Source organism: Streptococcus halitosis (assembly GCF_023147855.1).
Classification (GTDB): Bacteria; Bacillota; Bacilli; order Lactobacillales; family Streptococcaceae; genus Streptococcus; species Streptococcus halitosis_B.
Genome location: NZ_JAHXOP010000001.1, coordinates 114,335 through 137,871, shown reverse-complemented (window position 1 = coordinate 137,871; position 23,537 = coordinate 114,335). Strand labels below are relative to the sequence as shown.

The 23,537-nt window shown below is 40.7% G+C and carries 21 protein-coding genes and 2 tRNA genes; 2 read left to right on the top strand and 21 right to left on the bottom strand.

What is annotated here, in order from left to right; genetic code table 11:
- Positions 1-90: 90 nt before the first annotated feature.
- Complete coding sequence (locus tag KZX55_RS00695; RefSeq protein ID WP_000204722.1) at positions 91-1,077, top strand: L-lactate dehydrogenase; 987 nt, start codon at positions 91-93, stop codon at positions 1,075-1,077.
- Between the two features lie 279 nt (positions 1,078-1,356).
- On the opposite strand, the gene KZX55_RS00690 is transcribed toward KZX55_RS00695, so the two are convergent.
- Positions 1,357-1,632, bottom strand: a complete 276-nt coding sequence (locus KZX55_RS00690; RefSeq protein ID WP_001284630.1) for an HU family DNA-binding protein — start codon at positions 1,630-1,632, stop codon at positions 1,357-1,359.
- A gap of 105 nt (positions 1,633-1,737) precedes the next feature.
- Positions 1,738-2,574 carry a DegV family protein gene (locus tag KZX55_RS00685; protein ID WP_057489182.1) on the bottom strand — a complete coding sequence of 279 codons (837 nt, stop codon included), beginning with the start codon at positions 2,572-2,574 and terminating at the stop codon, positions 1,738-1,740.
- 143 nt (positions 2,575-2,717) lie between these two features.
- Here KZX55_RS00685 and KZX55_RS00680 point away from each other — a divergent pair, with 143 nt between their 5' ends.
- A complete protein-coding gene (locus KZX55_RS00680; RefSeq protein ID WP_248022776.1) occupies positions 2,718-3,566 on the top strand; it encodes a YitT family protein in 849 nt (282 codons plus the stop codon).
- A 22-nt stretch (positions 3,567-3,588) separates the two neighbouring features.
- Here KZX55_RS00680 and KZX55_RS00675 read toward each other — a convergent pair whose 3' ends face one another.
- The 19 genes from KZX55_RS00675 to parE all read right to left on the bottom strand — a co-directional run bounded on the left by KZX55_RS00675 (position 3,589) and on the right by parE (position 23,516).
- Positions 3,589-4,986 carry an APC family permease gene (locus KZX55_RS00675; RefSeq protein WP_001020303.1) on the bottom strand — a complete coding sequence of 466 codons (1,398 nt, stop codon included), beginning with the start codon at positions 4,984-4,986 and terminating at the stop codon, positions 3,589-3,591.
- 126 nt (positions 4,987-5,112) lie between these two features.
- Positions 5,113-6,525, bottom strand: a complete 1,413-nt coding sequence (gene sufB, locus KZX55_RS00670) for a Fe-S cluster assembly protein SufB (protein ID WP_000797053.1) — start codon at positions 6,523-6,525, stop codon at positions 5,113-5,115.
- A 57-nt stretch (positions 6,526-6,582) separates the two neighbouring features.
- The gene (sufU, locus tag KZX55_RS00665) at positions 6,583-7,023 is read right to left on the bottom strand and encodes a Fe-S cluster assembly sulfur transfer protein SufU (RefSeq protein ID WP_248022774.1); all 441 of its coding nucleotides are present in this window, start codon (positions 7,021-7,023) and stop codon (positions 6,583-6,585) included.
- Entirely contained in the window at positions 7,010-8,236 is a 1,227-nt protein-coding gene (locus KZX55_RS00660) for a cysteine desulfurase (protein ID WP_248022772.1), read from the bottom strand. Before KZX55_RS00660 ends, sufU begins: the two co-directional genes overlap by 14 nt.
- 10 nt (positions 8,237-8,246) lie before the next feature.
- Positions 8,247-9,509, bottom strand: a complete 1,263-nt coding sequence (sufD, locus tag KZX55_RS00655) for a Fe-S cluster assembly protein SufD (RefSeq protein WP_084873249.1) — start codon at positions 9,507-9,509, stop codon at positions 8,247-8,249.
- Between the two features lie 27 nt (positions 9,510-9,536).
- Positions 9,537-10,307 (bottom strand): Fe-S cluster assembly ATPase SufC, encoded by a 771-nt coding sequence (sufC, locus tag KZX55_RS00650; RefSeq protein ID WP_033606356.1) that lies wholly within the window; start codon positions 10,305-10,307, stop codon positions 9,537-9,539.
- 151 nt (positions 10,308-10,458) lie between these two features.
- Positions 10,459-10,653 carry a DUF3272 family protein gene (locus KZX55_RS00645; protein ID WP_061413857.1) on the bottom strand — a complete coding sequence of 65 codons (195 nt, stop codon included), beginning with the start codon at positions 10,651-10,653 and terminating at the stop codon, positions 10,459-10,461.
- 27 nt (positions 10,654-10,680) lie between these two features.
- Positions 10,681-12,339 (bottom strand): DNA polymerase III subunit gamma/tau, encoded by a 1,659-nt coding sequence (dnaX, locus tag KZX55_RS00640; RefSeq protein ID WP_248022771.1) that lies wholly within the window; start codon positions 12,337-12,339, stop codon positions 10,681-10,683.
- Positions 12,339-12,836 (bottom strand): GAF domain-containing protein, encoded by a 498-nt coding sequence (locus KZX55_RS00635; protein WP_248022767.1) that lies wholly within the window; start codon positions 12,834-12,836, stop codon positions 12,339-12,341. Before KZX55_RS00635 ends, dnaX begins: the two co-directional genes overlap by 1 nt.
- 82 nt (positions 12,837-12,918) lie before the next feature.
- On the bottom strand, positions 12,919-14,121 hold the full coding sequence (rpsA, locus tag KZX55_RS00630) for a 30S ribosomal protein S1 (protein WP_001001620.1): 1,203 nt from the start codon (positions 14,119-14,121) through the stop codon (positions 12,919-12,921).
- A 162-nt stretch (positions 14,122-14,283) separates the two neighbouring features.
- Positions 14,284-14,355: transfer RNA gene (locus KZX55_RS00625), tRNA-Gln, on the bottom strand.
- A gap of 8 nt (positions 14,356-14,363) precedes the next feature.
- Positions 14,364-14,444, bottom strand: a tRNA-Tyr gene (locus KZX55_RS00620).
- A 49-nt stretch (positions 14,445-14,493) separates the two neighbouring features.
- Positions 14,494-14,724, bottom strand: a complete 231-nt coding sequence (locus tag KZX55_RS00615) for a DUF2969 domain-containing protein (protein ID WP_000037105.1) — start codon at positions 14,722-14,724, stop codon at positions 14,494-14,496.
- A 112-nt stretch (positions 14,725-14,836) separates the two neighbouring features.
- Positions 14,837-15,874 carry a branched-chain amino acid aminotransferase gene (locus KZX55_RS00610; RefSeq protein ID WP_348982753.1) on the bottom strand — a complete coding sequence of 346 codons (1,038 nt, stop codon included), beginning with the start codon at positions 15,872-15,874 and terminating at the stop codon, positions 14,837-14,839.
- A 116-nt stretch (positions 15,875-15,990) separates the two neighbouring features.
- Positions 15,991-18,471 carry a DNA topoisomerase IV subunit A gene (gene parC, locus KZX55_RS00605; protein ID WP_248022763.1) on the bottom strand — a complete coding sequence of 827 codons (2,481 nt, stop codon included), beginning with the start codon at positions 18,469-18,471 and terminating at the stop codon, positions 15,991-15,993.
- A gap of 342 nt (positions 18,472-18,813) precedes the next feature.
- Entirely contained in the window at positions 18,814-19,632 is an 819-nt protein-coding gene (locus KZX55_RS00600) for an aminoglycoside 6-adenylyltransferase (protein ID WP_248022758.1), read from the bottom strand.
- Positions 19,633-19,648: 16 nt separating this feature from the next.
- Entirely contained in the window at positions 19,649-20,098 is a 450-nt protein-coding gene (locus tag KZX55_RS00595) for a GNAT family N-acetyltransferase (protein WP_348982742.1), read from the bottom strand.
- A 48-nt stretch (positions 20,099-20,146) separates the two neighbouring features.
- On the bottom strand, positions 20,147-21,526 hold the full coding sequence (locus KZX55_RS00590) for a hypothetical protein (RefSeq protein WP_248022755.1): 1,380 nt from the start codon (positions 21,524-21,526) through the stop codon (positions 20,147-20,149).
- A 46-nt stretch (positions 21,527-21,572) separates the two neighbouring features.
- Positions 21,573-23,516 (bottom strand): DNA topoisomerase IV subunit B, encoded by a 1,944-nt coding sequence (gene parE / locus KZX55_RS00585; RefSeq protein WP_248022754.1) that lies wholly within the window; start codon positions 23,514-23,516, stop codon positions 21,573-21,575.
- Between the last annotated feature and the right edge of the window lie 21 nt (positions 23,517-23,537).

Here is a 23,537-nt window from a genome sequence, read left to right as displayed (position 1 = left end):
ATAGAATATTCGTGACAAAGCTTTTTAAAAGTGATAGAATGAAAGTGTCTGGGGATTCCCCTAAAAAAAAATGAAGGAGATGTTTAGATAATGACTTCAACTAAACAACACAAAAAAGTGATCCTTGTTGGTGACGGTGCCGTAGGTTCATCTTACGCTTTCGCACTTGTTAACCAAGGAATTGCACAAGAGCTTGGAATTATCGAAATTCCACAATTGCACGAAAAAGCTGTTGGTGATGCGCTTGACCTTAGCCACGCCCTTGCCTTCACTTCACCTAAAAAAATCTACGCTGCTCAATACTCTGACTGTGCAGACGCTGACCTTGTTGTTATCACTGCAGGTGCTCCTCAAAAACCAGGCGAAACTCGTCTTGACCTTGTAGGTAAAAACTTGGCTATCAACAAATCAATCGTAACACAAGTTGTTGAATCAGGTTTTGATGGTATCTTCCTTGTTGCGGCTAACCCAGTTGACGTTTTGACTTACTCAACTTGGAAATTCTCTGGATTCCCTAAAGAACGTGTTATCGGTTCAGGTACTTCACTTGACTCAGCACGTTTCCGTCAAGCACTTGCTGAAAAATTGGACGTTGATGCTCGTTCCGTTCACGCCTACATCATGGGCGAACACGGAGATTCTGAATTTGCGGTTTGGTCACACGCTAACATCGCTGGTGTAAACCTTGAAGAATTCCTTAAAGATACTCAAAACGTTCAAGAAGCTGAATTGATTGAATTGTTCGAAGGTGTTCGTGACGCCGCCTACACAATCATCAATAAAAAAGGAGCTACATACTACGGTATCGCAGTAGCACTTGCTCGTATCACAAAAGCAATCCTTGATGACGAAAATGCAGTACTTCCACTTTCAGTCTTCCAAGAAGGTCAATACGGTGTTAAAAACGTCTTTATCGGTCAACCAGCTGTTGTTGGTGCACACGGTATCGTTCGTCCAGTAAACATCCCATTGAACGACGCTGAAACTCAAAAAATGCAAGCATCTGCCAAAGAATTGCAAGCTATCATTGATGAAGCATGGAAAAACCCTGAATTCCAAGCAGCTTCTAAAAACTAATGAAAAGAAGGTTCCCAAACATGGGAACCTTTTTTCTTTTACTGTAAAGGCTTAAACCCTATTTTTCAAAAGACTACTTATCTCAGAAGTTACATATCATATCAAATACTCGGTTGGAAAAACACCTAAATTTATACATATATAACTAAAGAAATGAAATCAACCGTTGCAGATGTCATGAAAAAGTATTCGTCTTTGCCCCCCAAATGCCCCAAAACAACAAAAAAAGCCCATTGGCCAAGCTAGGAAGCTTGATACAATAGGCTTTTTGAAAATTCATTATTTAACAGCGTCTTTAAGAGCTTTACCAGCTTTGAATGCTGGAACTTTAGAAGCTGCGATTTCGATTTCTTTACCAGTTTGTGGGTTGCGACCTTTACGTGCAGCACGTTCACGAACTTCAAAGTTACCAAAACCAATCAATTGAACTTTTTCACCAGCTGCAAGGTATTCAGTTACTGCTGCAAATACAGCATCAACTGCTGCTGCTGAATCTTTCTTAGTCAAGTCTGTAGCTTCTGCCACTTTAGCGATCAAATCTTGTTTGTTTGCCATGTTAACAAATCCTCCAAATAATTTCTGATTAACAAATATAATCATATCCTAAAATTGCCCATAGGTCAAGTCAAAAACGCCATTTCAAACATTTTTCTCTATTTTTTAGGAATTATAGCGGATTAGAATTGCCCAAGCATTCTCTCCAGTATGAGTTTGAATAATAGAGCCAGTTTCCAGTACAGAGATTGGTTTCTCAACATAGGCTTGCAATAAACTCTTCATCTCATTTGCCCATTCATTCGTTCCAGCATAGGAAATTCCAATTTCTGCAACTGATTTATGAGTAAGGGCCACCGTTAACTCTTCAAGCCATTTTTTGAAAGTTTTCGCACCACGTCCTTTGACGATTGGTTGGAGTTCGTGTTTTTTCATCTGCATCACTACACGAATATTTAATAGTGAGCTTAATAGTCCCGTCACACGTCCAATACGCCCACCTTTCACTAGGTTTTCTAGAGTCGAAACACCGATATAAAGCTCTGTGTGATTCTTCACTTCTTCTATACGTGCTAGAATAGTTTCTAAATCTTTACCCTCTTTAGCAAGTTTTGCAGCTTCAACAACTTGAAACTTCATAGCCTGATCTGTAAAGGAACTATCAATAACTGTCACATCAGAACTTGAGAGACTTGCACCTTGGCGTGCAGCTTCAACAGTCCCAGACAAGGCATGAGACATATGAATAGCAACAACCTGACTGCCATCTTTTCCCAGCTCTTCAAAGACTTCAGCAAACACTCCTACTGGAGGTTGACTCGTTTTAGGGAGATTCTTGCTTTGTTGCATGAGATGAAGGAATTCCCCCTCTTTTAGATCAGCATCTGAGTAGAGTACGCCATCAATCATAACTGATAAGGGGACAATAGTGATATTTAATTCTTTAACTACTTCTGGTTCGATAGTAACAGAAGAGTCCGTTACAATTTTTACTTGTGTCATAAGTTCAATCTTTCTATTCTTCTCAATAGGATTGGGATTTTTCACTCTTATTATATCAAAAAAATGATAAAAAATCATAAGTAATCCAATTAAAAAAACTGAATTTTTGGTATAATCTATCTATAGAAAAGCGAGGAACAGCTATGATTCGAAAAGTTCAACCGATTATTACGATTATATTTGGAGCAGCTATCTATGCCTTTGGTCTCACCTACTTTGTTGTTCCTTATCATCTATTTGAGGGAGGGGCGACAGGTATCACCTTGATTACCTACTATCTTTTTAAAATCCCTGTCTCATTGATGAATCTCTTAATCAATATTCCTTTATTTATTTTGGCTTGGAAGATATTTGGTTCCAAGACCCTCTACTCCAGCCTTCTGGGTTCTATTTCTCTCTCTATTTGGCTCGCAATCTTTGAGCGTATCCCCTTGCAGTTTGATTTACAAGGTGACCTCATCATCGTTGCTTTAGTCTCAGGGGTTTTACTGGGAGTTGGTTTAGGAATTATCTTTAATGCTGGTGGAACCACTGGTGGTTCTGATATCGTTGCCCGCATCCTCAACAAGTACACCAATCTTTCGATTGGGAAATTGCTTTTTGGAATTGACTTTTTCATTTTAATGTTAATTCTGCTTATTTTCCAAGATCTCCGTCTTGTGACCTATACTCTCTTGTTTGACTTCATCATCGCTCGCGTTATTGACCTGATTGGCGAAGGGGGATACGCTGGTAAAGGATTTATGATTATTACTCAATATCCTGACCAACTGGCTGATAAGATTAATGAGGAGCTTGGACGTGGTGTGACCTTTATATCTGGTCAAGGTTATTACAGTAAGAAAGATTTAAAAATTATTTACTGTATCGTCGGTCGGAACGAAATCGTAAAAATGAAAGATATGATTCACAAAATCGACCCTCAAGCCTTTATAACCATCACTGAGGCTCATGAAATTCTGGGTGAAGGATTTACTTATGTGAAAGATTAAAAAAGCTGGGAATTCCCAGCTTTTATTTTTCTTCTGTGAGGGTTGAATGATGATAACCATAAGTAAAGTAGATGACTAGACCAACTACAAGAGCAATGCCAAAGGCAATCCAGGTATCTAGACTATATTGAAGCATAAAGGAAACACAGATAAGGATGGAAAGGATTGGCAAAAGTGGCACCAAAGGAGTTTTAAACTCTCCTTTTTGGGGCATACCCTTATCTTTTCTGAGCTTTATTATTCCGTAGGCTAGTAAAATGAGATAAGCTAGCGTACAGATATTTAGGAAGGCTGCAATACTGGCTAGAGGAAACACTCCGGCAGCAAGGGCTGAAACAACTCCTGTTAAGAGGGTCGCATTTTTGGGAACGCGACTGGTCTTGCTTAGTTGTTTGAAACTTTGAGGTAAAAGTCCATCACGTGCTAAGCTATATATCATTCGAGACAAAGCATAAGTCATGGAAATACATACCGTTATCAGGGTGAGAATGGCTACAAGCGAAACATAGTTAGCTGCCCAACCGATACCAATACTCCGTAATGAAAATGCTACTGCATCGTCCACATTAAGCTTACTGTAGTGAACAATCCCTGTCAATACTAAGGTTACCAAGGCATAGAGAATGGTGACGATTGTCAGAGAAAGTACAATTCCACGAGGAATATTTTTTTGCGGGCTTTGGATCTCATCAACTGCCATTGAAATAGACTCAAATCCGAGAAATCCAAAGAACATCAAAGATGCACCTGCCATAATCCCAGTGCTTCCTCCATAAATCTGGCCAAAGCCAAAAGGAGCAAAATTCGACCAATTTTCAGGTTTGATGTACCAAATACCAACTAGGATAAATAAGGCTAGAGCAGAGAATTTCAAGATTACTAGAAGCGAATTAAAGCGTAAGGCTGCCTTGGAATTTAATAAAACCAATCCTGTTACCAAGGTCAGAACCAAAATAGGTAGGAGGTCGATATAGGTCCCTTGTTCAGGGTTGAAGGTGCCATTTAAGGCTTGGGGCATGGAGATACCATAATCACTGAGTAAGCCCTTAAAGTAAGCTGCCCAGCCAGACGCCACACCAGATACAGCAGTCATGAATTCCATGATGGTCAACCAGCCAGCAATCCAGGCTGGCAATTCTCCTAAAATCGCATAGAGATAACTATAAGCACCCCCAGTTGCGGGTACACGAGAGGCAAATTCTGCAAAAAAGAGAGCTGATAAAGAAACACATAAGGCAGAAATCACAATGGAAATCACTAGTGAGGGACCAGCTAGAGTAGCCGCTGCTGTTCCTGTAATGGTGAAAATCCCCGTCCCTACCATAGCACCGATTCCCAATAGAATCAAATCCCACAATTTCAAATGGCGACGCATCTCTGTCTGTCTCAGACTAACATCCTTGGTTCTAAAAATATTCATACTTCATCTCCACTAAATGTAATTGTTTTATTTTACCATATAAAAGCATTTTTGTGAATATTTATTAGGTTCTTTTTTGAAAAAAATTCTGAACAGAAAGGATTCCTGTTCAGATTTTGCATATTCTTATCCGACTGAACCTTCCATTTCATAGCTAATCAAGCGGTTCAGCTCAACCGCGTATTCCATTGGAAGTTCTTTAGTGAAGGGTTCGACAAATCCCATGACAATCATCTCGGTTGCCTCAGATTCTGACAAACCACGACTCATGAGGTAGTAGAGTTGTTCTTCTGAAATCTTGGATACCTTGGCTTCGTGCTCCAAAGCAACTTGCGAGTTATGAATTTCATTAAATGGAATAGTATCTGACGCTGATAAGTCATCCATGATAATGGTATCACACTCAATGTGAGAAACAGATTTCTTAGAGTTCTTGTTAAAGGTTACTTGTCCACGGTAGTCCACCTTTCCTCCGCCTTTAGCGATGGATTTAGAAACGATAGACGAGCTTGTATGTGGAGCGTTGTGGATCATCTTGGCACCAGTATCTTGGTGTTGTCCTGCATTAGCAAAGGCGATAGAGAGCATGGTACCACGTGCCCCTTCTCCATCCAGATAAACAGATGGGTATTTCATGGTTGTTTTGGCACCCAAGTTTCCATCGATCCACTCAACAGTCGCATCTTTCAAAGCTTTGGCACGTTTTGTTACCAAGTTATAGACATTATCAGACCAGTTTTGGATGGTTGTATAACGCATATAAGCTCCGTCCAAGGCGAAAATTTCTACAATGGCAGCGTGCAAGCTGTTGCTAGAATAAGTTGGTGCTGTACATCCTTCTACGTAGTGGACGCTTGCTCCTTCATCAACAATAATCAAGGTACGTTCGAACTGACCTGTATTTTCGTTGTTGATACGGAAGTAGGTTTGAAGTGGAATATCTACCTTGACACCTTTTGGCACGTAGATAAAGGTTCCACCCGACCATACTGCAGAGTTGAGGGCTGCCAACTTGTTATCAGTCGGTGGTACCAACTTCGCAAAGTATTGTTTAAACAAGTCTGGGTATTCCTTGAGGGCAGAATCTGTATCTGTAAAGATAATCCCCAATTTCTGGAACTCTTCCTTCATGTTGTGGTAAACCACTTCTGACTCGTACTGGGCAGAGGCACCTGCTAAATAAGCACGCTCAGCTTCCGGAATCCCGATACGTTCAAAGGTTTCTTTAATTTTTTCAGGAACTTCATCCCAAGAACGGGCTGGTTTGTCAGATGGTTTTTGGTAGTAGATCAAGTCATCAAAGTCAATCTCTGACAAGTCTGCTCCCCAGGTTTGCATAGGCATTTTTTTAAAGGTTTCATAAGACTTCAAACGGAATTCTAGCATCCACTCAGGTTCTCCCTTGGCAGCAGATAATTCACGAATAACATCTTCGTTCAATCCTTTTCCTGTCGATAGGACAGGCTCTACATCATCATGGAAACCAAATTTATATTCACCAAGATCAATTGGTTTTGGTTCTACTCTTTCTTCAGCCATAATATCCTTTCTTTCATTCTTCATTTCTACTGATTCGTAAGACAAAAGAAGCTTGTCTTACTGTTTTTCTTGATCTTCAATTGTTTTCTTAAGTGCATTCCAAGCTAGAGTTGCACACTTGATTCGTTGAGGGAATTTGGCAACACCTGATAAGAAAGCTGCATCACCTAGTTGGTCTTGACGGTCATCCTTTTGACCTTGAACCATTTCAGAAAAGATGGTTGCAAGTTCTAAAATTTCTTGCTTGGTTTTTCCTAAAACAGCATCTGTCATCATACTAGCAGAGGCAGTTGAAATCGTACATCCTGAATTTAGAAAAGCAATATCTTCCAAACGGTCCTCTGCGTCAAACTTGACAGAGAGGTTGATGACATCCCCACAGGTTGGATTATTGAGGCTGATTTGTTCAGCATCATCCAACTTCCCTTGATGATGGGGATTTTTCGAATGGTCTGCCACCACTGCCATATAAAGGCTATCTAGTTTAGAAAGTGCCATTGAAAAACTCCTTTGTCTTTTGTAAAGCATCGACTAGTTTGTCACAATCTGCCTTGGTATTGTAGATATAAAAACTTACACGAGCTGTTGCTGGGACTTCCAAATACTGAAGCAAAGGTTGGGCGCAATGGTGACCGGCTCGAACTGCTACTCCTTCATAATCAAGTGCTGTAGCTAGGTCATGGGGATGAAGATCCCCTAGGTTAAAGGCAATGACACCTGAACGTTGAGCCAAATCCTGCGAGCCATAAATGGTCAAACCTTCAATGGCCTGCAGTTTTGGAAATACGTATGAGATTAATTCCTGTTCATGAGCTTCAATCGCATCCATACCAATCTTTTCTAGGTAATCCACTGCAGCTGCAAGTCCGATAGCACCTGCCATATTGGGAGTCCCAGCCTCAAATTTCCAAGGCAATTCCTTCCAACTAGCAGATTGCTCATAGACGAAATCAATCATCTCACCACCAAATTCAAGAGGTGACATTTGTTCAAGATACTTCTCTTTGCCGTAAAGGACACCGATACCAGTCGGACCAGCCATCTTGTGACCTGAAAAGGCAAAGAAGTCCACATCCAAGTCCTGGACATCAATCTTCATATGAGGTGTAGATTGAGCACCATCCACCACCATGATGGCTCCAACTTGGTGGGCTAATTGAGTGATTTCCTTGATCGGATTGACCACACCAAGAACATTGGAGGCGTGAGCTAGGGAGACAAATTTAACCTTATCAGTCAATTTAGCGCGCAAGTCATCCATGTCCAGAGCTCCATCCTTGAGATAGACATAGACAAGCTCTGCCCCAGTCTTGCGACAAGCTTCCTGCCATGGAATGATATTAGAATGGTGTTCCATGACAGAAATCAAGACCTGGTCTCCCTCAGTCAGGATTTCCTCAGCAAAGCGTGCCAACCAGTTAAGGCTGGTTGTCGTTCCTCTGGTAAAGAGAACTTCCTTTGTAGAGCCTGCATTGATAAACTTACGAATGGTTTCACGAGCCGCCTCATAGGAAGCTGTCGCCCTTTCAGCCAAGGTATGAACCCCACGGTGAACATTGGCATTGTCCTGCTTATAGTAGCGGTTGATTGTTTCCAGAACTGCTAGTGGTTTTTGTGTCGTCGCAGCATTGTCCAGATAGACCAGAGGTTCATCGTTGACAATCTGGTCTAAAATTGGAAAATCCTTGCGAATCGCTTCTACATCTAACATAGGCTTCCCCTTAGCGTTTTGACAATTTTTCTTCGATGGTTGCAATCATTTCATCACGAACTTCCTTGACTGGAATCTCAACGATAACAGATCCAAGGAAACCACGAACAACCAAGCGTTCTGCAGTCGCCTTATCCAAGCCACGGCTCATGAGGTAGTACATATCTTCTGGATCCACCTGACCGATAGAAGCCGCGTGACCTGCAGTTACGTCATTTTCATCAATCAAAAGAATTGGGTTGGCATCTGAACGTGCTTGGTCTGAAAGCATAAGAACACGACTCTCTTGCTGCGCATCTGCTCCCTTGGCACCCTTGATAATGTGGCCAATACCATTGAAGGTCAAGGTAGCTTTTTCAAGGATAACCCCATGTTGAAGGATATTTCCGATTGAGTTGCAACCATAGTTAGTCACTCGCGTATCAATCCCTTGTACTTGACGGCCACTTGAAAGAGCTACGGCTTTAAGGTCAGCATGGCTACCATTCCCAATCAAGTCGCTATCAAAGTCCGCAACAACATTTCCTTCGTTCATGACACCAATGGCCCAGTCAATGCTGGCATCGTTGCCTAGTTTACCACGACGGCTAATGTAAGCAGTGACATTTTCACCTAGACGGTCAATAGCAGCAAATTTCACTTGCGCACCAGAACGAGCAATCACTTCAACTGTGATATTGGCAGTTGCTTTGGCACTACCTCCACCTCTTGACTCTAGACGTTCAAGATAGCTTATTTTAGAGTTTTTACCAGCAATGATAAGGATATGCTTGTTAAACGGCACATCGCTATCGCTGTCTTGGTAGAAAATACCTTCGATTGGCTCTTTAATCTCAACATTATCAGGGATGTAGAGAACAGCACCACTATTAAAGTAAGCTGTATGGTAGGCTGCCAACTTGTCATCGTCATACTTAACTGATGACATGAAGAATTCCTCAATAAGCTCTGGAATTTCTTCTAAAGCTGAGTGAAAGTCTGTAAAGACAACACCTTGTTCAGCTAACTCAACTGGAGTTTGTTCAAAAACAGTTTGCGTTCCTACTTGCACCAACTTCAAGTGATTATCTAAAGCAGTGAAGTCAGGAACATTTGCTGAAGGTTCACTTTCCGTGATGGTTCCATCTCCCAGATTCCAACGGTGAAATTTGACACGCTCAATAACTGGTAATTCCAAACTCTCAATCTTATCAAAAGCTTTTTGACGGAGGTCTGACAACCAGCTTGGTTCAGCATGCATTTCTGAAAAAAGTTTAATAGTTTCTTTAGTCATTTACTTCTCCTAAAAGATACGAGGGAATTACAATTCTTCCTTGTAGTCGTAGCCAAGTTCTTCAGCTAGTTTTGCGTATCCTTCACGTTCCAAACGGGCTGCCAATTCTGGACCACCAGAAAGGACAACACGACCTTCCATCATCACGTGGACCACGTCTGGTGTGATGTAGTTCAAGAGACGTTGGTAGTGAGTGATGATCATAGCACCAAAGCCTTCACCACGCATGGCATTCACACCTTTAGATACAACTTTAAGGGCGTCAATATCTAGACCTGAGTCAATCTCATCCAAAAGGGCAAAAGTTGGTTCCAACATCAAGAGTTGAAGAATTTCATTACGTTTTTTCTCACCACCAGAGAAACCTTCGTTGAGGTAACGCTCTGCCATTTCTTCTTTCATGTTGAGCAATTCCATTTTCTCGTCTAGTTTAGTGATGAACTCACGAATTGAAATCTTTTCATCATCTTCTTTACCAGCATTCATAGCTGCACGAAGAAACTCAGCGTTAGTAATTCCAGGAATTTCTGATGGGTATTGCATAGCAAGGAAAAGTCCCATACGCGCGCGTTCGTCCACTTCCAATTCAAGGATGTTTACACCATCAAACAAGACCTCCCCTTTTGTAACCTCATAGTTAGGGTTTCCCATGATAGCTGCAGAAAGAGTCGATTTACCAGTACCATTTGGTCCCATGATAGCTGCGATTTCTCCTGTTTTCAGAGTCAGATTGACCCCTTTCAAAATTTCTTTTCCTTCAATCTCAACGTGAAGATCTTTGATCTCTAATACTGACATGATAGTTCCTTTCTTTTTCAGGCTTATTTCCTTTATCCTTTGAGAAATCACTTACATTTCTCTAAAAAATACAAGAAAAGGTCCATAAATATACTCTACTAGTATAACAAAAAAAGCCTAAAAGGCTTTGATTTTGTCTAGAAGCTTGGAGCTAGTCCTTGCGGTTTAGGTGCTGATCAATGGCGTCTACAATTTTCCCCATCACGTAACTTAACCTAAAATTTCGAAAGAGTAGAATCGCCCAAAAGGCTGCCATGAAATAACGCCCGGTCATCCAGGCTTCATTGAAAAAATAAGTCTCAGCAGCCGTAAATAACGCTATCATAATAAATTGTTGTCTATTCATAAACTTATTGTATCATGAAATCTTTCTTTAGTCTTCCTCTACCTTCACTTTATCAGCCAAAAATTCAAATCCTTCTGGAATCAAACTCTCTTCTTCCACCTCTTGATTGGTTTGAGAAGACTTGTTTTTAGCTGAAAATGCTGCTCGAACCTCTTTCCATTCCTCCATGGAAATGGCTAAAATCTCAGGTGAAAAACCTGCTGCCTGACTGAGGATGTTGCCAAACATGGTGTTAAGATTATCCCGTTTCATGGTTTGCCCAGCATTGAAATTAGACTCAAAAGCTAAAATAGCATGGTGTTCGTTGGCCGCAACTGGCTGAGAACCAACAAGCAGAGCCTTATCAGGACCAGCTAAGCTTTCGATTACTTCTCCCCATGCATTCTGGAGGCGAATCAAGTTTTGCCGTGCCAATTCAGGATTTTCAACAGCTTCTTGTAGGATAGCCTGAACTTTATTACGGTCTACTCGATAGACTGTCTTGGAAGTGGCTGGACGGCTAGAGACTGGCGCCACTTGTTTAGGAGCTGTTCCAACATTAGCAAGTTCTTGTTTGAGACGAGCAACTTCCTGTCTCAGTGCAGAAATTTCTCCTTCGACAGCTTCTGAAAGCACTGGCTCAGGCTTAATCTCAGCTAAACGAATGGTCATCATCTCAGCATAAATCTTAGGTTGCAGGCTTGCTTTCATATCTGCCAAGCTCACAGTCGCTATTCGAATCATTTCAAAGAGACTTTCCTGAGAAAGAGCTAGATTGTCCATAAAAACTGGACTATGATGAGTATTTTCGCCACCTGTCTGAACAACTAGTAGATCACGCAAATACTGTAAAAGATCCGTCACAAAACGAGTCATACTCTTACCATTTTCAAATAAAAGATTCAAAGAATCAAGCGCTTTTGAAACATCCTGCTGAGACAAGGCGGCTACATAGTCATCTAGTGCTGATAGACTAATGGTGCCTGTAATCTCCTCAGAGATAGCAGTCGTGAGCTCATTTCCCTGTGTCAAGCTCAAGGCTTGGTCCAGAATAGACAAGGCATCCCGCATTCCACCTTCAGCTCGTCTGGCAATGATTTCCACAGCCTCCGGTTCAGAACTGATATTTTCTTTTTCTAGAATATGATAAATATGCTCCTTGATATCTTGCGTTCGAATCGATTTAAACTCAAAACGTTGAACACGCGATAAAATAGTTGCTGGAATCTTGTGCAATTCGGTGGTCGCTAAGATAAAGACAACATTTTGAGTTGGTTCTTCTAGAGTCTTCAAAAGCGCATTAAAGGCTCCTGTAGACAGCATATGAACCTCGTCTATGATATAGACCTTATAACGTGCCAAACTAGGAGCATAGGTGGATTTATCACGAATTTCACGGATTTCATCAACTCCATTATTTGAAGCCGCATCCATTTCAATAACATCTTCTAGGCTACCTTCTGTCACTGCCTGACAGATATAGCAGTGATTACATGGTTCTCCATCCACTTGATTTGGGCAGTTCATAGCCTTGGCAAAAATCTTGGCTACGCTAGTTTTCCCAGTTCCACGAGGGCCTGAGAAAAGATAGGCATGACTAATCTTTTCCTGCTCGACTGCTTGTTTTAGGGTTTTAGCCACTACCTCTTGTCCGACCAATTGCGAAAAAGTCTGGCTTCTATATTTTCGATAAAGTGCTTGATACATTAGGCTTTCTCCTCAAACATCGTAAAGTCCCATTCTGTCTTCTCAAGCAAAATAGCAACAAATTGTTCCAAGTAATCGCGGTCAATGGCATTGTAATCATCAATAAGTGAAGAATCTAGGTCTAAGACACCCAGCAATTGACCATTCTTGAGCATGGGAACTACGATTTCACTCTTAGCCTTACTATCGCAAGAAATGTAGTTTGGATAGGTGATCACATCCCCTACTAAAACAGTCTCTTGAAACTCGGCAGCTTCTCCACATACGCCTTTCCCAAGCGAAATGCGAATACAAGAAACACCACCCTGAAAAGGACCTAAAATCAACTCACTACCATCAAACAGATAAAAACCTGCAAATACAGTATTTGGAAAGCGAGATTTTAGGAGGGCGCTAGCATTCGAAAGATTGGCAAGAACATTGCTCTCACCCTCTAGTAAATAAGAGAGTTCCTCATTCAACAGTTGATAACGTGATTGTTTTTCTGAATCTAACATAAAACTATTATATCAAAAATGAGAAAGAGACAAAAGAAAAATCCCTTGTTTTAAACAAAGGATTTTGCGATTATCAATTTGATTAAAGTTCGATATCACCGAACAAGTCAGCCATTGAGAATCCTGTTTGTGTTTCTGGAAGTTCAAAATCACGTTTTTCTTGACGTTTTGGACGACGTGGACGAGCAGCACGTTTTTCTTCTTTTTGTCCTTCTTCTTGAGCTGGACGTTCTTCAAGAGCTTTGATAGAAAGAGATACGCGTTCTGCGTCAGCGTTAACATCAAGTACTTTAACAGTAACTTCTTGACCAACAGTAAGAGCTTCTTTTGGATTTTCGATACGTTTGTGTGAAATTTGTGATACGTGAACAAGTCCATCGATACCTGGCAATACTTCAACAAATGCACCGAAGTCAGTCAAACGTTTAACTGTTCCTTCTACTACATCACCTTTAGCCAATTTTTGCTCAACGCCATCCCATGGTCCAGGTGTTGTTGCTTTAAGTGAAAGGGATACGCGTCCTTCTTCTTCATTAAGATCAAGGACTTTAACCTCGATTTCTTCACCAACAGTTACAACTGATTTAGGTGATACGTTACGTTCGTGTGACAATTCAGTCAAGTGAACCAATCCGTCAACACCACCGAGATCGATGAAAGCACCGAAGCTAGTGATACGAGCAACTTTACCAGTTACTACATCACCAACAGCTAATTTACTGAATACTTCAGCACGAGCTGCTGCAGTAGCTGCTTCAACAACTTCACGACGTGAAAGGATGAAGCGATTTTCTTTAGGGTCAACTTCTTTGATTTTAGCATCAAATTCTTGACCTACGAAACGCTCAGTGTTACGTACGAAACGAGTATCTAACATTGAAGCTGGGATGAATCCACGAACACCTTCAAATTCTACTGAAAGTCCACCTTTAACGGCACGAGTTCCTTTAACAGTAACAACTTCTTCTTCGCGTCCTACAAGTTTGTCCCATGCTTTGCGAGCTTCAAGGCGTTTTTTAGATACAAGGTATGTAACTGTATCAGTATCTTTACCAACTACTTGACGAAGTACAAGAACATCCAATACTTCTCCTACTTTCACAAAGTCATTGATATCTGCATCGCGATCGTTTGTCAATTCGCGAAGAGTCAAGACACCTTCAACACCAGTCCCAGAGATTGCAACGTTAGCTTGAGTCGCATCAACTGTCAATACTTCAGCACTAACAACATCACCAGGCTCAACTTGGCTAACGCTATTTAGCAAATCTTCAAATTCGTTCATCTAAAAAATCCTCCAACAATCAAGTCTTTCCAAACTTGACATACTTATAATTTTTTTCCTAAGCACCCGCAAAGACATGTTCACATCGTTCACGCCTTTCAATTATAAAAATAAAATACCCTAAGATATTTTTCTTTTTATCTTGAACTTATTACCTAAGAACTGGGGTAGCTGGATTCGAACCAACGCATGAGGGAGTCAAAGTCCCTTGCCTTACCGCTTGGCTATACCCCAATGATGAATGGAGAGAGAGGGATTCGAACCCCCGAACCCGAAGGAGCGGATTTACAGTCCGCCGCGTTTAGCCTCTTCGCTATCTCTCCAATGTTCAACGAAGACTATTATATCATGAAATTTTCAATAAAACAAGTATTATTTTGTCAAATTATAGTTTTCAATCAAAATTTCCACAGCTTTTTCAAGTTTTTTATAAAAACTATCGACATTTCCATTCTTTATGATGGCAAATTGGTTATCTAATTCGGCAATTTCGCCAATGACCTTTTTCCCGATTGTCAAAACGTATCCTTCATAACTGTCTTTTCCAACAGTCACTTTAGCATCTGTTAATTGAATTTCAATTTTCTTATCTTTTTTACTCATACTTTACCTCTTTTCACTTTTTCTATTGTACAAGAAAATACTCAAACTAGCAAGAAAAAACTCCATTTCAGTCCTTACAACTGCTATGGAGTTTCTCTTTGCTTCGTGTCTTTTAATCCACTTTGACAATCCATCCCTCTGGTGCTTCTACATCACCAAATTGGATACCCGTCAATTCATCGTAGAGTTTACGTGTAACAGGACCTACTTCTGTTTCACTATAGAAAACATGGAAATCATCGCCATGTTGGATCCCCCCAATTGGAGAAATGACCGCTGCTGTACCACAAGCACCTGCCTCTACAAAACGATCCAAATTATCGATTGGGACATCACCTTCAATCGGTGTTAAGCCCAAGCGGTGTTCTGCCAAGTAAAGCAAAGAGTACTTGGTAATAGATGGTAAGATGGATGGACTCAATGGCGTAACAAATTCATTGTCTGCCGTGATTCCAAAGAAGTTGGCTGATCCGACTTCTTCAATCTTTGTATGTGTAGATGGGTCTAAGTAGATAACATCTGAGAAATGGCGTGACTTGGCCATTTTACCTGGGAGGAGACTAGCAGCATAGTTTCCACCTACCTTGGCCGCACCTGTACCATTCGGAGCTGCACGGTCGTATTCATCCTGAATCAAGAAATTGGTTGGAACCAATCCACCCTTAAAGTAATTTCCAACTGGCATAGCAAAAATGGTGAAAATGTACTCTTCTGCTGGTTTAACCCCGATGATATCTCCAACACCAATCAAAAGTGGACGAAGATAAAGTGTTCCACCTGTTCCATATGGTGGGACGTATTCTTCATTTGCACGCACAACTGCTTTACAAGCTTCTACAAACATTTCTGTCGGAACTTGTGGCATCAAGAGACGGTCACAGGTACGTTGCAGACGCTTGGCATTTTCATCAGGACGGAAAAGTTGAATACTACCATCCTTCGTACGATAGGCCTTCAAACCTTCAAATGCTTGCTGTCCATAGTGAAGACTTGGAGAAGACTCTGAAATATGCAAGGTCGCATCCTCTGTCAATTCTCCTTGATTCCATTGACCATTTTTGTAGTGAGCGATATAACGGTAAGGTAATTTCATATAAGAAAATCCAAGGTTTTCCCAATCAATTGCAACTGTCATGTGTTTCTCCTTTATACTATTCAAACTATGTGTTCTATTCTACACTTTTCTAGTAAAATTTCAAGTATTATTTGTAATTTTCTGAAAATTTTTTCAACATAAAAGAAATCAGCCCTCTGGACTGATTCTTTTTATGAATTTGTTTTGTCCTCTTTAAAGACTTCTTTGAGGTAAGCATCGAAAACTTCTTCATCTGAAATGGTATCTGAGATAAAGCTTCCGTTGCTAGTGCGTTCTGACAAGTTCAAATCTTGCAATCGGCTTTCATAGATTGTTCCCTTGTTAGATTGAACAAGCAGTGTTTGGTCGTTCTCTTCCACTTCTGTACTAAAGAGATCACCAATGAAGCCTTGTTCTGCAACTGCTCCTGCTAAGAAGACACGGTGCGGTTTGTTTTTCAACTCACGCAAGACTTGTAGACCTCGTTTGGCACGGCTAGTCGCTGGAATTTCCTCACAAGAAACACGTTTTAAACTACCGCGTTGGGTCAAGAGGTAGAAGGATGAAGTGTTACAGATAAAGGCGGATTGGAGGACATCATCTGCTTTCAAGTTCATAGCCTTGACACCCGCAGCCTTAGCACCAACAACCGGAACCTCTTCGATATTGAAACGAAGGGCGTAACCGTTTTGGCTAATCAAGAGAACATCATCTAGTTTAATAGGAGCCACTGCCACAATCTGGTCTGTCTCATCTTTTAGTTTAGCGTACTTGACAGATTTAGACTTATAAGTTCTCCATGGAGAAAATTCTTTACGTTCTACGCGCTTGATTTGACCAAGACGAGTTGCTGCAAAGTAGGTTGTCGCATCATCAAACTGATCCACTACTTCTGCATAGAGAATTTCTTCGTTAGTTTCGAAGTTTGTAACGGTCTGGCTCAGATGCTCTCCGATATCCTTCCAGCGAATATCTGCCAACTCATGGATTGGTCGATAAATGACATTTCCAAGAGTTGTGAACATCAAGAGGTGTTGCGTTGTCTTGGCAGATTGTACAAAGATCAGACGATCATCATCACGTTTGCCAATTTCTTCCAGAGTGGAAGCTGCAAAGGAACGAGGACTGGTACGTTTGATGTAACCTGCCTTTGTTACACTGACGTAAGTGTCTTCTTCAGCGATAAGACTAGCTGTGTCAATCTCGATTACTTTCGCAGTATCTTCTAAAGTACTCAAACGTGGTGTCGCAAATTTCTTCTTGACCTCACGAAGCTCTTTCTTCATGAGATTATACATGGTGCGTTCATCGCCAATGATAGCCGCAAGCATGGCAATCTTTTCACGAAGTTCTGCTTCTTCTTCTTGCAAGACAACCACGTCTGTATTGGTCAATCGATACAGTTGTAAAGTAACGATAGCCTCAGCCTGCTCTTCTGTAAAATCATAGCTAACCTTGAGGTTTTCCTTAGCGTCAGCCTTATTCTCAGAAGCACGAATAAGGGCAATAACTTCGTCCAAAATCGAAATCACGCGAATCAAACCTTCGACGATATGGAGACGTTTCTCAGCCTTTTCCTTGTCAAAGCGGGAACGTCCCAAAATCACTTCACGACGGTGGGCAATATAGCTAGACAGGATTGGCACAATCCCCACCTGACGAGGCGTGAAATTGTCAATCGCCACCATGTTGAAGTTGTAATTGATTTGTAGGTCGGTGTATTTGAAGAGATAGTTGAGAACAAGCTCAGTGTTAGCGTCTTTCTTGAGTTCAATAGCGATACGAAGACCGTCACGGTCAGACTCATCACGAATCTCAGCAATACCTGCCACCTTGTTATTGACACGGACATCATCGATTTTTTTAACTAGGTTAGCCTTATTGATTTCATAAGGAATCTCAGTAATAACGATTTGCTCCTTGCCACCTTTTAACTTTTCAATCTCAGTTTTAGAACGAACGACCACGCGCCCTTTCCCAGTTTCATAAGCCTTTTGGATCTCGTCACGCCCCTGGATGATAGCTCCTGTAGGGAAGTCTGGTCCAGGCAAGAATTCCATGAGTTTGTCCACCTTGGCTGTTGGGTGGTCAATCATGTAAACAGTCGCATCAATGACTTCAGCCAAATTATGCGGAGGAATATCTGTGGCATAACCAGCCGAAATACCAGTCGAACCATTGACCAAGAGGTTTGGAAATGCTGCTGGCAAAACCGTCGGCTCTTTCTCCGTATCGTCAAAGTTCCAGGCAAAAGGAACTGTCTTTTTCTCGATATCCTGAAGAAGATAACCAGCAATCTCAGACAAACGAGCCTCGGTATAACGCATCGCCGCAGGCGGATCTCCGTCCATAGAACCGTTGTTACCGTGCATTTCAACCAAAATCTCACGATTTTTCCAGTCCTGAGACATACGGACCATGGCATCATAGATGGAACTGTCACCGTGGGGGTGAAAATTCCCCATGATGTTCCCGACAGACTTGGCAGACTTACGGTAGCTCTTGTCAAAGGTATTGCCATCTTTATTCATAGAATAAAGAATACGTCGCTGAACCGGCTTCAATCCATCACGAATGTCTGGCAAAGCCCGGTCTTGAATAATGTACTTGGAGTAGCGACCAAAGCGCTCTCCCATGATGTCCTCAAGGGACATGTTTTGGATATTACTCATATAGGATACAAAGCCCGTAAAATGCAAAGTGAAAATAGGAAATTATTGCAGTGAGCGATGCTCACAAGAGAATTTATCTTTTTCACCCAACATTTAGGGCGTGTTCAACTCCTTTCAAAGAATGTAGAGTAGGTTTTTATAGAAAATATGTTCAGTTAAGATACAAAGGGACGTTTCGGCCTGCCGAAAATTTCTGTAGAAAAATAGGAAATCGATGCAGAGTTCGATGAACACAAAGCGATTTATCTTTTTTCCTAAGAAAATAGTCCCGTGTTCAGTTACAATAAGTAACCAAACGACCCTTTCTGTAGTTTAAAATTTTAAATTATGTTCTTTATTGACTTAGTGATTTGACAGTCTCTCCTCAGCATACTGAATCATCTTCTCACCCACTTCCTTATCATAATCAAGGCCCATCTTGTTAGCAAGAGATTGAGCCTCTTGGTGGAAAAGTTTCATTGTTGCAAATAAAGACTGAGTGATTTTTTCTAAACTGGAGAAATCAAGCAGATTTGAGAATTGCTTCTCTTTCTCAGCAGGTAAATAGTTAAAGAGATACTTGTAGTTCTTGCCGATATCGACTCTTCCCCTATCACTGGCTACCTGCCAATCTAAGACCTTCAAGAGTTTTTGTTGACAAATCCCGTAGAGATGGTCCGTCGCATAGATGAGTTGCTTACGACGAATACCCTTAACCACATAGGCTGATACCCACCAAAATTCATTGCAGACTTTTTCAAAATCTGTCTGACTAGCAGGACTTGTCCAGTAACGTTGAGGATTTGGAGAATAGTGCACAAACAAGCCTTTCTCATCTTTCAAAACTGTATAATCAGCTTCACTATTCACCCACTCTTGAATGTGCTCTTTGGGGCAGAGGGTCAAATCAATCCGATTGCCATCTTCAAAGAGCATGAGATAGAGATGACGGTTGCCTAGGACATTATGCTGCTCAATCAGACGATTGCCAAACTGATCCAGCCAAGACAAGTCTGAAATTAGGTTTTCAAGATTATCAACAAGATAAACAACATCATAGTCTTGAAATTCATCTTTCGGAGCATGATCATTTGTTCTAGAACCCGATAAAGCAACAGCATCGACTTTTAAACTTTCAGCTATTTGTAAAATCAGATTCATCATTTCTGTTTCAGTTCTCATGGGAATACCTGCCTTTTTAGTGAAAACTCTTGATTCTGTAAAGGATATGTCTATAAAGAGGACTGACTGCTGGAACTTTTTCATTATCAAATTCTTTGACAAATTCCATGCCTAGCTTTTGCATGACTTTTTGCGAAGGGAGATTGTGCAAGGATGTAAAAGAGTAAACTTCTGACAAGCCAGCTTGCTGGAAAGCGAAGTCTAGACAGGCTTGGGCAGCCTCCGTCTCATAACCACGATTCCAAAACTCTTTTCGCAAACGCCAGCCGATTTCTACAGCTTCTTTTCCAGCAAAAATCCGTAAATCCGAATGGTGCAGACCTACCAAGCCAATAAACTCCTGATTTTCTAAGTCACTCAGGGACAAACTTTTTACTTCATATACTTTTTTCATTTTTCTTTTTGAATATTTTTGTGCCAGTCTCTCCCATGAGACAGACAAACTGACTTTTTTTCTGTCAGTCACTTTTTTAGGAAGATATTTTGGGGGGAGTGAGGTACGCAAGGGTATTTGTTAGTCAGTTTCTTCCCTAAGTAAAGAATAATCGCTAATTAGTGATAGTTTTTCTAATAATAAAAGTTGTTTTTCTCGTGATAGACCACAGAAATATTCCATGAAATCTTGCTCAATAATTTCAACTTTATCAATAGGGATTAAGTTATAAAACCACTCATCATTCTGTAAAATTTTTTTAAAAAATAGAGTAGAAACTAACGACATCTCCGAAGTCCAAGGATAATCATAATCACTAATACGCTCCTCATTATATTTTAGCCATGATTTAATCCCATAAGAAATAACAAATTGAACTTGGTTGTCTCTGTAATGTGTCATACCATACTTCTGTTTATGTGTTACAGCTTTTTTTACTCCCTGATATAATATACAGTAGACTTTTGACGGCGAATATTCAAATAAAAGATTTTTAATTTCTGTTTTTATAAGTTGCTTAGCCTTATTTTCATCTTTCTCGCCATACCCTGAAGAATATTCAAAATGAAATTCCTCCCTAAATTGATAGTCAAATAGTTTAAACAATTCTTTTTCAGCCAACTCTAACCACAGTTGATTTATTTCAGTCTCAGTAAATTTAAGATTTGTTAAAAACTTAAAATTTGAAAACCAGTGTTCATCTTTCTCTGAATAAACATTTTTTAAATTTTGAAAAGAGAAACGTACTCTTGCCTTATAAAACACATTTGGAAATTTTTCATTTGCAAATTTGGGGTTTTGTTTAATTTCTTTATTACTACAAAATGCAGTTGTAGAGCTTCTTGGGGATATTTCTAAAATATTCTTTTCTTTCAGAAAGTATATTTCATCAATGGGATAATTACCATCAAAAAACATTTGTGGTAATTTTTGATTTTTGATTTCCGAGAAAGAAGGAATATCAAATTCATCTTCACTAATATTAAATCCCTGTAAAATAGTTGATAAATATAGCTGCTCTCGTAGCCCAAAGCCGGATATATATCGAATTTCTTCAAGAAAATAAGTGTCCAGTATTTTTCGACGCTTTTCTTTTGAACAATAATCACAAGAGCAGTCATCATCATTATTTTTATGCCCACAACTGAAGCATCTATTGTCTTGAACAAAATAGTTATCTAACTGGTCATTATTAACTAGCTTGTCATAATCCTTTTTTGTCGGTAGTTGGATGTATTTTTCTTCACCACATATCTCACAAATAAACGAAGTAGAAACTTTTGGAAATTCTTTTCTTAAATTAGATGCTATAGTATGAATAGAATATTTTTTAATAATTTCGTTAAGTTTTAAATTGTTTTGATAGTAATCAATAAGGATATTTTTTACTACCTCATCAGTAAATCCCGATAACACATCACCTTTTGTGCTATAGTCAATATTCCTCAAAAATTTAATCATAAATTTCTCCTCATTTACGGCTATCACTCTTAATCTTACTAAATCATTAAAACACAGTCGCTTCTTCCAGCGTAAACTTAACATTATCTTCAATCCATTTACGACGTGGTTCGACCTTATCTCCCATGAGGACATTGACGCGACGTTCTGCGCGTGCTAAGTCTTCAATCGTAACACGGATGAGGGTACGCGTTTCTGGATTCATAGTTGTTTCCCAGAGTTGGTCCGCATTCATCTCACCAAGACCTTTGTAGCGTTGAAGGGTAGCGCCTTTACCGAACTGCTTACGAAGTTCTTCTAGCTCTCCGTCTGTCCAAGCATAGGCCACTTCTTCTTTTTTTCCTTTGCCTTTGGACATCTTGTAAAGAGGCGGAAGGGCGATATAGACATGTCCTGCCTCGACTAGCGGACGCATGTAGCGGTAGAAAAAGGTTAAAAGAAGAGTTTGAATGTGGGCACCATCGGTATCGGCATCGGTCATGATAATGATTTTGTCGTAGTTGGCATCTTCAAGGGAGAAGTCTGCCCCAACACCTGCACCGATGGTGTAAATCATTGTGTTGATTTCTTCGTTTTTGAGGATATCCGCCATTTTGGCCTTGGCTGTATTAATAACCTTACCTCGAAGAGGCAAGATAGCCTGAAACTTGCGGTCACGACCTTGTTTAGCAGAACCACCGGCAGAATCACCCTCGACTAGGTAGAGTTCATTCTTGGCAGGGTTCTTAGACTGAGCTGGAGTCAATTTCCCAGACAGCAAACCTTTGTCTTTCTTGTTTTTCTTACCATTTCGGCTCTCATCACGTGCCTTACGGGCCGCCTCACGGGCATCACGCGCCTTGATAGCCTTCCTAATGAGATTTGAAGCTAGTTCTCCATTCTCTATTAGGAAGAAGGTCAACTTATCAGATACTATACCATCCACAACAGGACGAGCCAGAGGGCTTCCAAGTTTGTCCTTGGTCTGTCCCTCAAATTGGAGGTGTTCTTCCGGAACTAGGATAGAAAGAACGACCGCTAGTCCCTCACGATAATCTGAACCTTCTAGGTTTTTATCTTTTTCCTTGAGAAGTCCCGTCTTACGCGCATAGTCATTCATAACCTTGGTAATGGCAGACTTGAGTCCTGTCTCATGCGTTCCACCATCCTTAGTACGAACGTTATTGACAAAGGATAGAATGTTATCTGAGAATCCATCATTGTACTGGAGGGCAACTTCCACTTGGAAACCATTGTCTTCGCCTTCAAAGTATAGGACTGGTGTCAAGGTTTCCTTGTCTTCGTTCAAATAGGAAACAAAGTCCTGAACTCCATTTTCATAATGGTATTCAATCGCTTCATCTGTTCGTTTGTCTGTCAGAGACAAGGTCACATTTTTTAAGAGAAAGGCTGACTCATTGAGTCGTTCTGAAATGGTATTGTACTTGAAGTCAGTCGTAGAAAAGATCGTCGCGTCAGGCATGAAGGTGACTTTGGTACCTGTCTTAGTCTTGGGTGCTGTACCAATTTTCTTCAAAGTCGTGGCAGGTTTTCCACCATTTTCAAAGCGTTGCTTATAAACAGCACCATCACGAGTGATTTCTACTTCTAGCCAACTAGAAAGGGCATTAACAACAGAAGACCCCACCCCGTGGAGACCTCCAGATGTCTTATAACCCCCTTGACCGAATTTTCCTCCGGCGTGGAGAATGGTAAAGATAACCTCAACGGTTGGAATTCCCATGGCATGCATACCAGTCGGCATCCCACGACCATGGTCCTCTACTGTTAGACTTCCGTCTTTATTGATAGTTACATCAATGCGGTCACCAAATCCAGATAAGGCCTCATCGACTGCATTGTCCACTATTTCCCAGACTAGGTGATGGAGACCAGCACCGTCGGTCGAACCGATATACATCCCCGGACGTTTACGAACCGCATCCAACCCTTCTAGCACCTGAATGGCGTCATCATTGTAGTTATTAATATTGATTTCCTTTTTTGACACAAGGAACCTCCTATTTGTTCA

Bases quoted from the DNA above. Each gene is read 5' to 3' on its own strand.
- KZX55_RS00695 (WP_000204722.1), top strand. From the start codon at position 91: ATGACTTCAACTAAACAACACAAAAAAGTGATCCTTGTTGGTGACGGT.
- KZX55_RS00690 (WP_001284630.1), bottom strand. From the start codon at position 1,632: ATGGCAAACAAACAAGATTTGATCGCTAAAGTGGCAGAAGCTACAGAC.
- KZX55_RS00685 (WP_057489182.1), bottom strand. From the start codon at position 2,574: ATGACACAAGTAAAAATTGTAACGGACTCTTCTGTTACTATCGAACCA.
- KZX55_RS00680 (WP_248022776.1), top strand. From the start codon at position 2,718: ATGATTCGAAAAGTTCAACCGATTATTACGATTATATTTGGAGCAGCT.
- KZX55_RS00675 (WP_001020303.1), bottom strand. From the start codon at position 4,986: ATGAATATTTTTAGAACCAAGGATGTTAGTCTGAGACAGACAGAGATG.
- sufB (WP_000797053.1), bottom strand. From the start codon at position 6,525: ATGGCTGAAGAAAGAGTAGAACCAAAACCAATTGATCTTGGTGAATAT.
- sufU (WP_248022774.1), bottom strand. From the start codon at position 7,023: ATGGCACTTTCTAAACTAGATAGCCTTTATATGGCAGTGGTGGCAGAC.
- KZX55_RS00660 (WP_248022772.1), bottom strand. From the start codon at position 8,236: ATGTTAGATGTAGAAGCGATTCGCAAGGATTTTCCAATTTTAGACCAG.
- sufD (WP_084873249.1), bottom strand. From the start codon at position 9,509: ATGACTAAAGAAACTATTAAACTTTTTTCAGAAATGCATGCTGAACCA.
- sufC (WP_033606356.1), bottom strand. From the start codon at position 10,307: ATGTCAGTATTAGAGATCAAAGATCTTCACGTTGAGATTGAAGGAAAA.
- KZX55_RS00645 (WP_061413857.1), bottom strand. From the start codon at position 10,653: ATGAATAGACAACAATTTATTATGATAGCGTTATTTACGGCTGCTGAG.
- dnaX (WP_248022771.1), bottom strand. From the start codon at position 12,339: ATGTATCAAGCACTTTATCGAAAATATAGAAGCCAGACTTTTTCGCAA.
- KZX55_RS00635 (WP_248022767.1), bottom strand. From the start codon at position 12,836: ATGTTAGATTCAGAAAAACAATCACGTTATCAACTGTTGAATGAGGAA.
- rpsA (WP_001001620.1), bottom strand. From the start codon at position 14,121: ATGAACGAATTTGAAGATTTGCTAAATAGCGTTAGCCAAGTTGAGCCT.
- KZX55_RS00615 (WP_000037105.1), bottom strand. From the start codon at position 14,724: ATGAGTAAAAAAGATAAGAAAATTGAAATTCAATTAACAGATGCTAAA.
- parC (WP_248022763.1), bottom strand. From the start codon at position 18,471: ATGAGTAATATCCAAAACATGTCCCTTGAGGACATCATGGGAGAGCGC.
- KZX55_RS00600 (WP_248022758.1), bottom strand. From the start codon at position 19,632: ATGAGAACTGAAACAGAAATGATGAATCTGATTTTACAAATAGCTGAA.
- KZX55_RS00590 (WP_248022755.1), bottom strand. From the start codon at position 21,526: ATGATTAAATTTTTGAGGAATATTGACTATAGCACAAAAGGTGATGTG.